At 67.3% G+C, this 13,340-nt stretch carries 11 protein-coding genes; 6 read left to right on the top strand and 5 right to left on the bottom strand.

Annotated elements, in window-relative coordinates:
- Positions 1–76 precede the first annotated feature (76 nt).
- The 5 genes from ACCC94_RS03065 to ACCC94_RS03045 all read left to right on the top strand — a co-directional run bounded on the left by ACCC94_RS03065 (position 77) and on the right by ACCC94_RS03045 (position 5,167).
- Positions 77–1,276, top strand: coding sequence for an FtsX-like permease family protein (locus ACCC94_RS03065; protein ID WP_413347980.1), 1,200 nt, complete (start codon positions 77–79; stop codon positions 1,274–1,276).
- On the top strand, positions 1,269–3,017 hold the full coding sequence (locus tag ACCC94_RS03060) for a formylglycine-generating enzyme family protein (protein ID WP_413347979.1): 1,749 nt from the start codon (positions 1,269–1,271) through the stop codon (positions 3,015–3,017). The genes ACCC94_RS03065 and ACCC94_RS03060 overlap by 8 nt, the downstream gene beginning before the upstream one ends.
- A gap of 84 nt (positions 3,018–3,101) precedes the next feature.
- Complete coding sequence (tagQ, locus tag ACCC94_RS03055; RefSeq protein ID WP_413347978.1) at positions 3,102–4,040, top strand: type VI secretion system-associated lipoprotein TagQ; 939 nt, start codon at positions 3,102–3,104, stop codon at positions 4,038–4,040.
- Between the two features lie 92 nt (positions 4,041–4,132).
- Positions 4,133–4,543 (top strand): DUF3592 domain-containing protein, encoded by a 411-nt coding sequence (locus ACCC94_RS03050; protein WP_413347977.1) that lies wholly within the window; start codon positions 4,133–4,135, stop codon positions 4,541–4,543.
- A 33-nt stretch (positions 4,544–4,576) separates the two neighbouring features.
- Positions 4,577–5,167: a hypothetical protein gene (locus ACCC94_RS03045; RefSeq protein ID WP_413347976.1), complete on the top strand. Its 591-nt coding sequence runs from the start codon at positions 4,577–4,579 to the stop codon at positions 5,165–5,167.
- Between the two features lie 129 nt (positions 5,168–5,296).
- On the opposite strand, the gene ACCC94_RS03040 is transcribed toward ACCC94_RS03045, so the two are convergent.
- The 5 genes from ACCC94_RS03040 to ACCC94_RS03020 all read right to left on the bottom strand — a co-directional run bounded on the left by ACCC94_RS03040 (position 5,297) and on the right by ACCC94_RS03020 (position 10,617).
- Positions 5,297–6,361 (bottom strand): 2,3-butanediol dehydrogenase, encoded by a 1,065-nt coding sequence (locus tag ACCC94_RS03040; RefSeq protein WP_413347984.1) that lies wholly within the window; start codon positions 6,359–6,361, stop codon positions 5,297–5,299.
- Positions 6,362–6,436: 75 nt separating this feature from the next.
- Positions 6,437–7,549: an acetoin dehydrogenase dihydrolipoyllysine-residue acetyltransferase subunit gene (locus ACCC94_RS03035; RefSeq protein ID WP_413347975.1), complete on the bottom strand. Its 1,113-nt coding sequence runs from the start codon at positions 7,547–7,549 to the stop codon at positions 6,437–6,439.
- Positions 7,546–8,565 (bottom strand): alpha-ketoacid dehydrogenase subunit beta, encoded by a 1,020-nt coding sequence (locus tag ACCC94_RS03030; RefSeq protein WP_413347974.1) that lies wholly within the window; start codon positions 8,563–8,565, stop codon positions 7,546–7,548. The genes ACCC94_RS03035 and ACCC94_RS03030 overlap by 4 nt, the downstream gene beginning before the upstream one ends.
- A gap of 32 nt (positions 8,566–8,597) precedes the next feature.
- Entirely contained in the window at positions 8,598–9,572 is a 975-nt protein-coding gene (locus ACCC94_RS03025; RefSeq protein ID WP_413347973.1) for a thiamine pyrophosphate-dependent dehydrogenase E1 component subunit alpha, read from the bottom strand.
- The gene (locus tag ACCC94_RS03020; RefSeq protein ID WP_413347972.1) at positions 9,553–10,617 is read right to left on the bottom strand and encodes an ATP-NAD kinase family protein; all 1,065 of its coding nucleotides are present in this window, start codon (positions 10,615–10,617) and stop codon (positions 9,553–9,555) included. The genes ACCC94_RS03025 and ACCC94_RS03020 overlap by 20 nt, the downstream gene beginning before the upstream one ends.
- Positions 10,618–10,965: 348 nt before the next feature.
- Between ACCC94_RS03020 and ACCC94_RS03015 the strand changes: the two genes are divergently transcribed.
- Positions 10,966–12,843 (top strand): sigma-54-dependent Fis family transcriptional regulator, encoded by a 1,878-nt coding sequence (locus ACCC94_RS03015; protein ID WP_413347971.1) that lies wholly within the window; start codon positions 10,966–10,968, stop codon positions 12,841–12,843.
- The last annotated feature ends 497 nt before the right edge of the window (positions 12,844–13,340 follow it).

Genomic DNA, 13,340 nt, shown 5'->3' with positions numbered 1-13,340 from the left:
GCCTGCGCGTCCTGCGCCTGGATTGCCGGCGCGAGCCCGATGGCGGCGTGCGCGCGACCCTGGAGGAGCACGCCTGATGCGCCTGCTCCTGGTCGCCAGCCTGGCCTGGCAGGATTACCGCAGCGACTGGCGCCTGTCCGCCTGCACGGTGCTCGCCCTGGTGGCGGTGCTGGCACCGCTGCTGGTGCTGTTCGGCCTGAAGTTCGGCCTGGTGGGCAGCCTCACCGAGCGTCTGCAGCACGACCCGAGCGTGCGCGAGATCATCCCGCTGGGCGGTGCGCGCTTCGACGCGGCTTACGTCGCCGCACTGGCGGCGCGCCCGGACGTGGCCTTCGCCGTGCCGCGCACCCGGCAGATCGCCGCCAGCGTGCAGCTGTCGCAGCCCGGGCGCGAGGCGCTGACCGCCGAGATGATCCCGACCGCCGCCGGCGACCCCTTGCTCGGCAGCCTGCCGGTGCCCGCGCAATTGACCGAGGTGCTGCTCAGCCACACGGCGGCGCAGAAGCTTGGCGTGGGCGCCGGTGACACGCTGCAGGCGCTGCTGACCCGGCAGAACGCCGGCCGTGACAGCTCCCGGTCGATGGCCGTGCAGGTGATCGGCGTGCTGCCGCTGGAAGCCTTCGGCCGCGATGCGGTGTTCGCTGCGCCGGCGCTGCTGGAAGCCGCCGAGGATTTCCGCGATGGCCGTGCCGTGGAGGTTTTCGGCTGGCCCGGCGAGGCAGCCGGCGATCAAGCGCAGCGCATCTATCCGGCCTTCCGCCTGTATGCCCGCAGCCTGGACGACGTCGAACCGCTGCGCCTGCACTTCGCCAGACAGGGCGTGGAGGTCTTCACCCAGGCCGCCGCCATCGAACGGGTGCGCTCGCTGTCGCGCAACCTGACGCTGGTGTTCTGGTTGATCGCTGCCCTGGCCCTGGCGGGCGCCTTCGCCGCCGTCTGCGCCGGCGCGCTGGCGGCCGTACAGCGTAAGCGCCGCGAATTGGCGGTGCTGCGGCTGGTGGGCTTCGGTACCGCGGCGCTGCTCGGCTTCGTGGTGTTGCAGGCGCTCTACAGCTCGGTCTTCGCAGCCCTGCTGGCGGGGCTGCTGTATCGCCTGGCGCAGGGCGGCCTCAACCAGCTGTTCGTCACGCAGCCTGGCGAGTATGCCGCGCAGCTGTTGCCTGCCCATTACCTCATCGCCGTCCTCGCGGTGCTCGCGGCCAGCCTGCTGGCGGCGCTGCTCGGCGGGTGGCGGACCAGCCGAATCGATGCCGCTCAAGGAGTCCGAGATGTCTGAATGGCGCCGCGCTTTACGGGGCCTGGCCCCCATTGCCCTTGCCGCCCCGTGCCTGATGGGCGCCCCCGGCGCGCTGGCGGAGGAGGGCGACAAGCTGAACAATCCCAAGCCGCTGGCCGATGACGTGGCACTGCCGCTGCCCTGCGGCGGAGAGATGGTGTTCCGTTACGTCTACGTACTGGCCAAGGGGGCGCTGGACGACCGCGAGGTCAACCTCGGCTATCCGTTCAGCGAGGGCGAACCCGGCTACAAGCAATCGTTCATTTCCGGCTACCGCCGCGAGTACATCAACGGCCAGTTCAGCCTGGGCGACCTGCCGGCGGACTGGGGCAAGGCCATCGCCGGCCAGCTGCCCAAGGCAGACAAGGGCGAGCCGCTCAAGCCGATGTTCTATTTCCTCGGTAAATACGAGGTGACTGCGCGCCAGTACGCCCAGGTGATGGCCCAGGCCCAGGCGCTGGCCGAGCGGCAGGACGCACCGGCCTGCGAGACGCTGAACCTGCCCGAAGGAGTGGCCGGGCGCCTGCCGAAGGTGAAGCTGTCGCGATTCGAGGCCGAGCGCTTTTCCGCGGTGTACAGCGCCTGGCTGATGAAGTACCAGCGCGACCGCCTGCCGGTCAGTGGCCGTGGCAAGAGCGAGGAGGACGGCGGTTTCGGCTTTGTCCGCCTGCCCACCGAGGTCGAATGGGAATTCGCTGCGCGTGGCGCCCAGGCGGTATCGCGGCAGGAGCTGGAGGCACGGTTGTTCCCGCGCCGTGTCGAAGGCAGCGACAACGACGGACCGCTGGCTGACTGGGCGGTGTTCAACCAGGTGGCCGGCGGCACCGGCCAGGCGGCGCGACTCCTGCCCATCGGCACGCGGCAGCCGAATCCGATCGGCCTGTTCGACGTCATCGGCAATGCCGCCGAGATGGTCCAGGAGTCGTTCCAGCTGGTGCATGCCGGTCGCCTGCAGGGCACCTATGGCGGCTTCGTGGTGAAGGGCGGCAACTACCTGGAAGGCGAGGGCACGCTGTTCACCGGCATGCGTCGCGAGTACCCGCTGTTCGCCCCGGACGGCACCGAGCAACGCAACGAGACCACCGGCTTCCGCGTGGCCATAGGTGCGTTGTCGGCGCCGCGCTCGCGCTACCAGGAACTGTTCGAGCAGTGGAAGAAGGAAGGGCGCCTGGCGGGCCTGACCGACGCCATCGACGACACCCAGGACCCGACCCAGCGCCTGGACGGCATCATCGCCGCCACCGCCGACACGCGCCTGCAGGCCGAGCTGGGCACGATCAACGAGGAGCTCAAACGCAATGTCGCGCTGATCGCCCGCCAGCGCGAAGAGGCCGCCGGCAACCTGATCCAGTCCTCGGCGCTGGTGGCTGAAACCATCAACAACTACAACATCCGCCTGACCAACCTGCGCAAGAGCCAGCAGCAGGCCGAGCAGGCCAAGGACGTCGCCAGCGCCAAGCTGTTCGGCCAGGCCATCGAGAACGGCAGCAGTGCGCTCAATGGCGCGGTGGCCATCTACATCGACAACCTGGCCACCGGCACGCGTTACACCGACGCGGTGATCCAGGCGCAGTTCCAGCGCATCAAGGAAGAACTCAATCGCAAGCCGGTGATCGGCAAGAGCCTGGTCACCCGCGCCACCCTGTTCGTCAGGCACGTCGGCCAGTACCGCCAGCAACAGCGCGCGGAACCGGAGACGGTCCTGAAGGAATTGCTTGCATCGGCAGTACCGAAGCCATGACCACCGATGCCAGGCATGTACAGAAGGAACCCGGTCGGCGACCCGCCGCTCCGGGGTGGTCAAACCCCAGCAGAGAGCTCAGAAATGCAATCGTTCGCTAATCCCGTCACCCTGCAACCGCGCCGCCGCGCGCTGTCGCTGGCCACCGCCAGCTTCACCTGTGTCGCTGTATTGCTCAGCGGCTGCTCCAGTTCGCCGGTCTCGCAGATCGGCAAAAGCACCAAGGTCGAGTACTACCCCAGCTGCTACGAGCCGGTGCAGCACCTGCGCGACACCGACTCCAACATGACCAAGTCGGTCGCCACCGGCGCCGTGATCGGTGCCGTGGGCGGCGCCCTGACCGGCGCGCTGGTCGGCAACAAGGACGACCGTGGCCGCAACGCCGCCATCGGCGCTGCCGGTGGTGCGCTGGTCGGCGGTGCCGCCGGTTATTACAGCGAGAAGCAGAAGCAGATCGCCGACGACCATCAGCGCCTGGGCTCCTATGCCGCCGACGCGGACAAGAGCTCCGCCGACATCGACCGCAGCGTGGCCTACGCCCAGGCCTCGCAGTCCTGCTACCAGCAGCAGTTCAGCTCCCTGCTGCAGCAGCGCAAGGCCGGGACCATCAAGGACGACGAAGGCCGCAAGCGCCTGGCGGAAATCGTCGCCGGCCTCAAGGAATCCAATGACCTGATCACCGCGGTCAGCGGCAAGGCCGGCGAAGACCTGAGCAACTACACCCAGGCCTACGAGAAGGACCTGCAGACCGTTGGCGTCAAGCGCGCCGACGTCGCCACCGTCGCCCAGGCCGGCAGCACCACCACTTCGCCCACCAAGACGAAGACCAAGACCAAGACCCAGCAGAAGAAACTGCCGGTGGTGCCGAGCGAAGCGGTAGCTTCCGAGCGTGCCCTGCGCGACGCCCAGGCCAAGCAGCTGAAGAGCGTGCAGGTTGCCTCCCAGGGCACCACTCAGGTCAACGGCATGTGCAAGAACCCGGATATCGGCGACTGGGCTCCGGTGCCTTGCCCGAACGCGTAAGCCAAGGGGGCTGGCTTTTCGCCGGTCGCCGTTCTTCCCCCTTCGGGCCCGGCCCGGAGGGGGCAGTCAATGAACAAGGATGAGTCCTCGCGATGTCTGAACCTTCCGTTTCCCGTCCTGCTGAAGTCATGCGCGGCCTGCTGTTCGGCGTGATCGGCCTGGTCTGCCTGGCGATAGTCGCCTACGAGGCGGTCGACCGCGTGCAGTTCCTGCGCAACGCCCACGTCGCCGATGGCCAGGTCGAGAGCCTCAATGCCGGCGGCTCGCACCCGCAGGTGGCCTTCACCACGGACGGCGGCCAGCGGATTTCCTATCCGCAGAACGGGCTGATCTTCGGCTATCAGCAAGGCCAGGGCGTTCGTGTGCTGTACCTGCCCGAGCGCGCCCAGGCCAGCGCCATCGTCGACGATTTTGGCGCCCTGTGGGGCATGACGGCCCTGCTCGGTCTGCTGGGCGCCGCTTTCGCCGGTGTCGGCCTTCATTCGCTGCTCAAGCGCCGGTAGGGCGCGTGTATTTCGTTCAAAGGAATCTGAACCATGGAAAACTCGATCATCCCCATCAGCCTGCGCTCCAGCGCCTGGGAATACGTCACCGGCAGCAGCGGCGGCGTCAGCTTCATGTTCCTGGCCGGCGGTGGCGGCCAGTTGGTGCTGAAGAACCCGCAGGGCCAGGAAGACAAGTTCTCCTTCGGCGGCGTGGGTGTGGGCGCGGGCTTCGGCGCGCGCCTGCCGAAGATCGGCAAGGTCAACCTGAACGTACGCGGCAAGAGCGTCGGCGCTACCGGCGCCGCCGAGTCCTTCCCCAGCACCGGTCAGGTCTTCGTGTCCGATGCGCTGCGTGATCGCGACCTGAGCCACGACGACATCACCGGAGCCTGCGCCTACATCGAACTGGCCGGCGGTCTTGGCCTGGGCTACAGCGGGACGGCGGTGCTGTTCGGGCTGGACGCCAAGCTCCTGGCGTTGACCATGGCCATGGCGGCCGTGCCGGCGTCCCAGATTGTGGGCGGCTTCAACGTCCAGCGGCAGTTGCTGCAGTCGGCGCGTGGCGCGCTGTTCATGCGCGGCGTGACCGCGGGCGTGCAGGCCGGCGGAGGTGCGGCGGTGTACATCGGCGGATTGTTCTGAACAGGCAGCAACGCGAGTTGTGCCGGAGGAGCACCTTCACCGGCACGGCGTCTGGCAGCAGCTGAAGGTAAAAAAAGCCCCGGCCTGGCGCCGGGGCCGGGCCGCCCGCTCGCGGCCCAAGGTTGGAGGTCAGGCCGCCCGGGGCGAGACGATGATCTTCACGTTGTGCTCCTTGTTGTGCACCAGTTCCTCGAAGCCTTTCTCGACGATCTGCTCCAGCTCGATGCGCCCGGTCACCAGCGGTGAAATGTCCAGGCGGCCATCGGCGATGAAGGCGATCACGTCGGCGAACTCGCCGTTGTAGGCGAGGGCGCCGATCAGTTGCTTCTCGGTGGCCACCAGCTCGAAGAAGTTGAACGAGCTGGGCTCCTCGAAGATGCCGACCAGCACGCAGGTGCCGGCCTTGCGGATGGCGTCGATGGCCAGCTTGGCGGTGTGCTTGTTGCCGATGCACTCGAAGCTGAGGTCGGCGCCGAGCCCATCGGTCAGCCGGCGTATCTCCGCCAGCACGTCGCATTCGTTGGGGTCCAGCACATGGCTGGCCCCGACTTCGCGCGCCTTCGCCTTGCGCGCAGAAGACATCTCCAGCGCGATGACCTTGGCCGCACCCGCCGCCTTGGCACACATGATGGTGCACAGGCCGATGGTGCCGGCGCCGACTACCACCACGTTGCGGCCCAGCAGGCTGCCGGCTTTCTTGACCGCGTGCATGCCCACCGCCAGCGGCTCGATCAGCGCGCCGGCCTCGGCGGGGAAGCCTTCCGGCAGTTTATAGAGCAGGTTGGCCGGCACGTTGACCCACTCGGCGAAGGCGCCGTTGTTCATCAGCCCGGTGAACGCCAGGCTCTCGCAGAGGTTGTACAGGCCGTGCCGGCAGTAGTAGCAGGTGCCGCAGTGCTGGCAGGCGTCGGCGGCTACCACTTCGCCGGCGGTAAAACCCTCGACGCCGGCGCCGAGCTTGACGATCTCGCCGCAGAACTCGTGGCCGAGGATGCATTGCCCCTTGATGCCGGTAAGCGGGTGGGGTGCCTCGACCGGGATGAACACCGGCCCTGCGACGTACTCGTGCAGGTCCGAGCCGCAGATACCGCACCAGTGCACGCGGATCTGCACCCAGCCGGGGGCCGGGTCGCCCGGCTGCGGTACGCTTTCCACGCGGATATCGTTGCGCCCGTGCCAGACCGCCGCGCGCATGCTGTTGGAAGTGAGGGTCATGATGGTCTCCTGCAGCCCCGGCCGGTTGGCCGGGAGCTGCCTCAATGGCTGTGCTTAATGGCGTTGGAGGAAATCCAGCAGCAGGGCGTTGACCGCTTCCGCCGCTTCCATCTGCAACATGTGCCCCTGGCCCGGCAGCACGTGGATCTCCGCCGGCAGGCCCTCGGCGTGGCTGGCCGGGATGATGGTGTCGGCGTCGCCCCAGATCACCAGTGCCGGGTGCTCGCCGGTGGCGAGGACATCGCGCAGCACCACCTGCTGTCGCCCCTCGCCGAACAGCCGTGAAGACAGCAGGCGCAGCGCAGCGTCCACGCCTTCCAGGCGCTTGAACCTGAGCATGTCCTCGAGCATCTGCCGGGTGACCAGCGCAGGGTCGGAGAACAGTTGCACCAGCGGCGGCTTGAGCGCGTTGCGATTGGCGGCGTCGACGAAGCCCTGCAGGTAGGCGCCGTTGATCTCCGCCCCCAGGCCGGCGCTGGCCAGCAGGCTCAGCGAGCGCACCCGTTCGGGCGCCCGGCGCGCGGTATTTAGCGCAACGGCGCCACCCATGGAATGGCCGGCGAGATGTGCCTGTTCGATGTCCAGGTGATCGAGCAGGGCGAGGACCGCGTCGCTCAGCTCGTCCAGGTCGCCGCGCTGCAGCTGCTTGGCGGATTCGCCATGGCCCGGCAGGTCCAGCGCGATGACGCGACGCTCGGCCGCCAGGGCTTCGTGGTTGAACAACCAGTTGTTCAGGTCGCCGCCGAAGCCATGGATCAGCAGCAGCGCATCGCCGCCTTCGCCCCGTTCGAAATAGCGCAGAGTGCGGCCGTCCAGCTCGACCTTCTGTGGTGCCGGGCCGCTGTCGGCTTCGCCGTCGCCGCCGGGCACGAACTCGGCCTGGAAGCGTTCGACCACCGCATCGATCTCGGCGTCGCTGGCCTCGCCTTCGACCACCACGCCCAGCAGCGCGCCCACCGGCAGGGTTTCGTCCTCGCGGGCCACCTGGCGCCGCAGCACGCCGGAGAAGGGCGCTTCGACGCTGCTGCTGATCTTGTCGGTCTCGACATCCAGCACCGCGTCGCCTTTCTCGATGACCTCGCCGTCCTGCTTGAGCCAGGCGTCCACCCGGCCCTCGGTCATCGACAGGCCCCACTTGGGCATGGTCAGGGTATGGATTCGGCTCATGCCACGTTCCTCCCCTGCAGCAGCTCCAGTACCGTGGCCTCGATCTTCGCCGCGCTGGGAATGTAGAGGTCCTCCAGAGCGTCGGAGAAGGGCACCGGCGTATGCGGCGCGGTGACCTGGCGGATCGGTCCCTTGAGCGCGTCGAAGGCGCGTTCGGCGGCCAGCGCGGCAATGTCGGTGGCCAGCGAGCAGCGCGGGTTGGCTTCGTCGATCACCACCAGGCGTCCGGTTTTCTCGACGCTTTCCAGGATGCTGTCGGCATCCAGCGGGCTGGTGGTACGCAGGTCCAGGACCTCGCAGGACACGCCCTGGCGTGCCAGGCTGGCGGCGGCATCCATGGCCAGGTGCACCATGCGTCCGTAGGTCACCAGGGTCACGTCGTCGCCGTCGCGCAGGAAGTTGGCTTCGCCGAAAGGAACGGTGTAGAGCTCTTCGGGCACCTCGCCCTGCATCGAATAGAGCAGCTTGTGCTCGCAGAAGATCACCGGGTCGTTGTCGCGGATGGCCTGGATCAGCAGCCCCTTGGCGTCGTAAGGGGAGGAGGGGCAGACCACCTTCAGGCCGGGGATGTGCGTCCACAGCGCGGTGAGCATCTGCGAATGCTGGGCGGCGGCGCGCAGGCCGGCGCCGACCATGGTGCGGATCACCAGCGGCGTCACGGCCTTGCCGCCGAACATGTAGCGGAACTTGGCGGCCTGGTTGAGGATCTGGTCCAGGCAGCAACCGGCGAAATCGACGAACATCAGTTCGCACACCGGGCGCAGCCCGCGGGTCGCGGCACCCACCGCGGCGCCGACGTAGCCGATTTCCGAGAGCGGGGTGTCCAGCACGCGGCCGGGGAACTGGTGGTACAGCCCCTTGGTGACGCCGAGCACGCCGCCCCAGGCGTCATCCTCGCCCGGTGCGCCGGCGCCGCCGGCATTGTCCTCACCCATGATGAAGACGGTCGCGTCGCGCCGCATTTCCTGGGCCAGGGCTTCGTTGATGGCCTGCTGGTAACTGATCTTTCTGGCCATGATGGCTCTCCTCTTGTTGTTCTTCGGGCGGCTCAGGGGTAGGCGACGTAGACGTCGCTGAGCAGGTCGGCGGGGGATGGTTTGGGATCGGCCTTGGCGCGCTGCACCGCTTCCTCGATGCTGGCCTCGACCTCGGCATCGATGGCGTCCAGGGCGCTGGCCTGCAGCAGGCCGGCGCGGGTGGTGCGATCGCGGAACTGCATCAGGCAGTCGCGGGTTTCGCGGTAGTGCCTGACCTCGTCGGCGGCGCGGTAGGTCTGGGCATCGCCTTCGAAGTGGCCGTAGTAGCGGGTCAGCTTCACCTCGATCAGCGACGGCCCTTCGCCGGCGCGGGCGCGTTCGACCGCGGCGCCGGCGGCCTCGTGCACGGCGAAGAAGTCGAAGCCGTCCACCGTCACGCCGGGCATGCCGAAGCCGGCGGCACGATCGGCGATATGGTCGCAGGCCACCGACCAGTTGGAAGCGGTGGCCTCGGCATAGCCGTTGTTTTCCGCCACGAAGATGCACGGCAGGTTCCACACCGACGCCAGGTTCATCGCCTCGAAGACGGCGCCCTCGTTGGAACCGCCGTCGCCGAAGAAGGCCACGGCCACGGCGCGGTTGCCCTTGAGCTTGGCTGCCAGTGCCGCGCCGGCGGCCAGCGGTGCGCCGGCGCCGACGATGCCGTTGGCGCCGAGCATGCCCTTGGACAGGTCGGCGATGTGCATCGAGCCGCCCTTGCCCTGGCAGACGCCGGTCCGCTTGCCGTAGATCTCCGCCATCATGCCGTACACATCGACGCCCTTGGCGATGCAGTGGCCGTGGCCGCGGTGGTTGGAGGCGATGCAGTCTTCGTCATCGAGGTGCGCCATGACCCCGGCGGCGGAGGCTTCTTCACCGGCATACAGGTGGACGAACCCGGGAATCTCGCCAGTGGCGAATTCCACATGCAGGCGTTCCTCGAAGGCGCGGATGGTGCGCATCACGCGGTAGGCATTAACCAGTTGCTCAGTCGATAACGTGGACATCTTGTTGTTCTCCAGGGTGGTTCACGGGCTTGCCAGGAACGGCCAGCAGGCGATGGCAGGCGGCGAAGGCCAGGGCGGCCTCGACGTCAATGCTCAGCGGGCCGTCGAGTTCGAGGGTGATGGCGGGGCGGTCGGCAGCGGCAAATTCGATTTCCCGTTCGCCGTCCAGGGCCAGGGTCCCGGATGCCAGTAGCGGCCGGCGGGGGATGCCGGGTTCAAGGCTGCCGCTGGCCACCACGCCGCAGGCCTGCAGCAGGCCGGGTGCCAGCGGTGCCAGCAGCGCCTCGTCGGCTTGGGGTGAGAGGCGCAACCAACTGCCGCGCGGGCAGCGCCGCGACACCGGATTCCACAACCCGCAGAGCGACGAGAGACCGATGGCGTGCGGTTCGGCGAAAGCGGCGTAGATTTCCGCCAGGTCCTCTGCGCGGGAGATGGCGCGGGCGCCGGTGAAGGTCAGCGGTGAGACCGCCACTTCCACCAGGGCGATTTCGTCGATGCCGCGAGTGGCCAGGCGCACACGCAGACGCTTGTTGCGCCGCAATGCGACGTGGGGAGGAATGCGTCCGCTGGCATAAAGGCCGCCGGCCAGGCCTGCACCGGTGGCTTCGCGCAGCTCCGGGAACGCGTTGTTGGTGCCGGTCGACAGGCACAGCAGCGGAATCTCGCCGACCTCGGCGGCCACCGCCTTGTGCGTGCCGTCGCCGCCCAGCACGGCGACCAGTGCCACGCCTCGCTCGGCGAGCAGGCGCGCGGCCTGCCGGGTGTCTTCCACGCTCTGGCGCAGCGGCAGGTCCAGAAATTCCAGGCGCGGCCAGCGGCTGTCGCGGGCATGGCGACTGCTGCTGGCCTTGAGCACGGCGGCGGCGATGCCGGTCATGTCCGGTGGCATCAGCACCTCATCGATGCCACAGGCGCCGAAGGCACCGAGCAGGCGCTGCACCACGGCGGCCTTGTCCGTGCTGGAGTAGAGCCCGGCGTTGGCGGTGAGGCGGCGCAGATCGCGGCCCGATGCTGGGTTGGCGATGATTCCGACGCGCAGGCTCATGGGGCGCAGAACCTGGGAAAACGAGCAGGAAAGGGCATGGCGGCGTCTCTTGTTGTTGTTCTTGGTGTGGCGACCACCTGGCGGCGGCCTCCGAAAGGAAGGGGCAAACGCGGTGCCAATCGTTTGCCGACTGGCCTGAAAGGCCCATGCCAGAGCGCGCAGTGCGGCTTGGCGGGCCTGCGTGGAGAAAGCTGTTTGAGACGCCGCATGTCAGCCTGCAAGGCCCCGCCGCGAGACGCTGAGACGCTGCGTCTCACGCAGCCGCCGTCTGGCCGCCGTGCTTGTCGGGCGAGCGGCGCAGGGCTTAAATGGTCGTCACAAGAAAAAGATCCGAGCCGTGGAGGCCCCATGCTGCCTGCCAACTCGAAAGCCCACGTGGACTGCGTCAGCCGCGTGCTGCGACATGCCGAACGACTGCCTGACCTGCCGGTGCCGAACCTGATCCTGGAGTCCTGGCGCCGCTCGATGGAGCAGCATCACCTCGACCCGGGCTCCCTTCAGGGGCCGCGCATCCTCAGCCAGACGCTGCTCAAGGAATGCCGCGACCGGGCCGACAGCTTCCTGCGCATCGCGGGCGAGGAAGTCTCACGCCTGCATGGCCGCGTGCGCGACGCGGACTATTGCGTGCTGCTGACCGATGCCCAGGGCCGGACCATCGACTACCGCGTGGAATCGACCATTCGCAGCGACTGCCGCCGCGCCGGGCTGTACCTGGGAACCTGCTGGTCGGAAGGCGAGGAGGGGACCTGCGGGGTGGCCGCCGTGCTGGCCAACGGCGTACCGGTGACCGTCCACAAGCGCGATCACTTTCGTGCCGCCTTCATCGGCCTGACCTGCTCTGCGGCTCCGGTATTCGATCCCTGGGGCGACTTGCTCGGTGTGCTCGACGTATCCGCCGTGGAATCCCCGGATGACCGCCGTAGCCAGCACCTGATCCGCCAGATGGCGGAGCAGAGCGCCCGGCAGATCGAGAATGCCTTCTTCATGCACAGCACGCGGGGGAACTGGGTGCTGCGAGCCCACTCGACGCCAGGCTACGTCGACAGCCAGCCGGACTATCTCTTCGCCTGGGATGCCGACGGTCATCTCCAGGCGCTCAATCCCATGGCGCGCCGCTATCTGCAGGAGCGCTACGGCAAGCTGCCGGAGCACATCGGCGAGGTCTTCGACCTGGACAGATTGCGCGCCGCTGCCGACGAAAGCCCGCAGCATCTCGCGGAGCATGGCCTGCATATTCGTCTCAGTGTTCCAAGGCGTGCGATCAGCGTGGCGGTGCCGGGGAGGGCAGCGGCGGAGGATGCCCGGATAGCCGAGGCGCTGCGCCTAGCGGTGCGGGTGAAGAACCGCAACCTTCCGGTGCTGATCCATGGCGAAACCGGCGCGGGCAAGGAAGTCTTCGCCCGTCAATTGCACGAGATGAGCCTGCGGCGGGACAAACCCTTCGTTGCGCTGAACTGCGCCGCCATTCCTGAAAGCCTGATCGAAAGCGAGTTGTTCGGCTACGTCGCCGGGGCGTTCACCGGGGCCGAGCGCAAAGGCATGCGGGGACTGCTGCAACAGGCTGACGGCGGCACGCTGTTCCTGGACGAGATCGGCGACATGCCGCTTGCCTTGCAGACGCGCCTGCTGCGAGTGCTGGCCGAAGGCGAGGTGGCACCGTTGGGTGGCGCCCGGCGCCAGGCGATCGATATCCAGGTGGTCTGCGCCAGCCATCGTGACCTGGCCGCGCTGGTATCGGCCGGCGAGTTTCGCGAGGACCTGTACTTTCGCCTGAGTGGCGCACGCTTCGAACTGCCGCCGCTGCGCGAGCGGCAGGACAAGCTGGCGCTGATCAACCGCATTCTCGACGAGGAGGCTGCGCTCTGCGGCATCGGCATCAGCCTCAGCGACGGAGCGCTGGAATGCCTGCTGGGCTATCACTGGCCGGGCAATGTCCGTCAGCTCCGCCATGTCCTGCGTTACGCCTGCGCCATCTGCAACTCGGAGACGATCCGACTGGAAGATCTGCCGCAGGAATTGCAAGGAGGCGTACATCGCCGTGAGGCTGACGAGCATGTTTTCAGTCCGCAGCGGCAGGAACTGCTGGACGCCCTGGTTCGTCATCGCTGGCTGCCCGCACCGGCAGCGGCCGCGCTGGGCATTTCCCGCGCGACGCTTTATCGGCGGGTAAAGCAGTACGGTATCGAGATGCCGCGCGCCAAACAGGGAACGTCGGGAAGCGGATGAGGGTGTCGGGGGCTATTCAGGTGGACAGACTTTTTCAACTTGGGTTTGAAGCTGGCAGGGCGTGGGCAGATCGCGGAGAGCTTTGTACAGGATGGCATGAGTCTATATGTAATTTAACATAATATACATTATGCGAAGTTATCTATGGAGAGATCAGCATCGAGTGTCTCAGAATCAGCGCCACCACAACGCTGCTTACTGCCTGGCGCTCTGCATTTCACTGCCGACTCTTTTTCCGCTGCGACTTCCTACGCGCCTGTGCATTCTCTTTTGTTCTTCCGAGCACCAACCAACCTGTCCGCGAGGACTCCTGGTCTTTCAGCGCTCTTCATCAATCGCTGCTCAGTGCCTGGCTGTTTCGAACTGGCCGCTTGTCTGCCCGATCATCTGGATACGCACGGCAGGCAACTCTGCATCTGGCCGGTTCGGGATGGATCGCCACTCCCCATCGCCGCCACTCATCGCGCTCCATCAAATGAGAACGACAATTTCTTAAC

Origin of the sequence: Pseudomonas sp. Pseusp97, from assembly GCF_047304025.1 — a bacterium.
Taxonomy (GTDB): Bacteria; Pseudomonadota; Gammaproteobacteria; order Pseudomonadales; family Pseudomonadaceae; genus Pseudomonas.
This window is presented reverse-complemented; position numbering and strand designations above follow the sequence as displayed.